This is a genomic window from Nostoc sp. UIC 10890, assembly GCF_054786515.1.
On the sequence record NZ_JBSGKF010000117.1, the window covers coordinates 1 to 1,911 of the forward strand.

A 1,911-nucleotide genomic window follows, 5' to 3' on the forward strand; every position below is an offset into this window, starting at 1 on the left:
CAACAGCAACGCCAAGCTGTAGAAACAGCAGCCTACTCCAAAATCATGATTTTGACTGGTGGCCCTGGGGTTGGAAAGACCTTCACAACTCACACCATTGTCAGCCTGTGGAAAGCAATGGGTAAATCTATTGCCCTGGCTGCACCCACTGGACGGGCTGCTCAACGCTTAGGTGAAATGACTGGACTTGAAGCTAAAACTATTCATCGCTTGTTAGAATTTGACCCGCGCTCAAGGGGTTTCAAGTGCGATAGCGAAAATCCTTTACCCCACACAGCAATTATTGCTGACGAAGCATCGATGCTTGACTTGTTTCTGGCTTACTCTTTGGTGAAAGCTGTATTGGCTGGGGCTTTACTATTATTGGTGGGTGACATTGACCAGTTGCCATCTGTGGGGCCAGGTCAAATACTGTCTGACCTGATTAATTCGGGACAAGTTCCCGTGGTGCGGTTGACCCAGGTATTTCGCCAAGCCCAAACCAGTGCAATTATTACTGCTGCTCACCAAATTAATAGAGGGCAGTATCCGACAATAGAGCCAATTTCGGATAATCCTGTGTCTGATTGTCTATGGCACGGCGGGGGTCATCAGCCGGAACATGGAGTACAAGCTATCTGTGAACTCATCACTGATTTCATTCCCCGCTTAGGTTTTAATCCAGCTACTGATGTCCAAGTCCTTTGCCCGATGACACGAGGAGTAGTTGGGACTCGCAATCTAAATACCGTATTGCAGCAGTTGATCAACCCACCCAGCCCCGACAAGGTGGAGATTAACAGAGGTGGGAATTTATTGCGTGAGGGCGATCGCATTATCCAGTTGACCAATGATTACAACCGCGAAGTCTTCAACGGCGACTTGGGAATAATCCTCACCATTGATACTGTAGAGCAGGAAGTTACAGTACTGTATGGTGAGCGGACTGTGGTTTACGATTACGCTGACCTGAATGAAATTGCCCTTGCCTGGAGCATTTCGATTCATAAAAGCCAAGGCTCAGAATATCCGGTGGTGATTTTGCCAATCTATATGCAGCACTATATGATGTTGACCCGGAACCTGTTTTACACCGGGCTGACCCGTGCCAAGAAGTTAGCGATCGTGGTTGGAGCAAAAAAAGCGATATCTCTGGCGGTGCGCTCTACCGACGACCAACAGCGCTACACACGGTTACAGCAGAGGTTGCTTCATGCAGTCCAGCATTGTTAAAAATAGAAAACTTTATTGAGCTATTTGATTTATACTTTTAAATTCCCTGGTTTAAAAAAGTGTTGAGTTTGTATGTCCAGCCTCAGTTCCGACATGGTTCGCGTCTATTTGCAAGAAATTAGTCAGTATCCTTTATTAAAACCAGACGAAGAAATTGCTTATGGTAGACAGGTACAACAAATGATTGCTATTGAGCAATCTAAAAATGAACTCACTCAACAGCTAGACCGCGAACCAACAATGACAGAATTAGCTAATGCTGTTGAAAAAACTGAAACACAAATCCGAGCAGCGCTACACCTTGGTCAAAAAGCTAAACAGAAAATGGTGACAGCAAACTTGCGGCTGGTAGTTTCTGTTGCCAAGAAATACCAAAACCGCAATTTAGAATTCTTAGATTTGATCCAAGAAGGAGCAATCGGTTTACAAAGGGGCATAGAAAAGTTTGACCCGAACCGGGGCTATAAATTATCTACTTACGCATACTGGTGGATTCGTCAGGAAATCACGCGCGCGATCGCAGAACAATCCCGCACTATTAGATTGCCTGTTCATCTAACCGAAATCCTTAATAAAATTAAGAAGGTGCAGCGAGAAAGTTTTCTAAAACTCGGCCGCCATGCCACTGCTGAAGAAATTGCTGCCTCATTAAACATAAGCACAGATAAACTTCGAGAATATCTCACCGCTTCTCGCACA

Annotated in this window: 2 protein-coding genes; both read left to right on the forward strand. The window is 45.2% G+C overall.

Annotation, left to right across the window (positions count from 1 at the left end; genetic code table 11):
- A partial coding sequence (gene recD2, locus ACWATR_RS39655) for an SF1B family DNA helicase RecD2 (RefSeq protein WP_460345770.1) occupies window positions 1-1,212 on the forward strand: 1,212 nt, incomplete at its 5' end.
- Window positions 1,213-1,284: 72 nt separating this feature from the next.
- A partial coding sequence (locus ACWATR_RS39660) for a sigma-70 family RNA polymerase sigma factor (RefSeq protein WP_460345773.1) occupies window positions 1,285-1,911 on the forward strand: 627 nt, incomplete at its 3' end.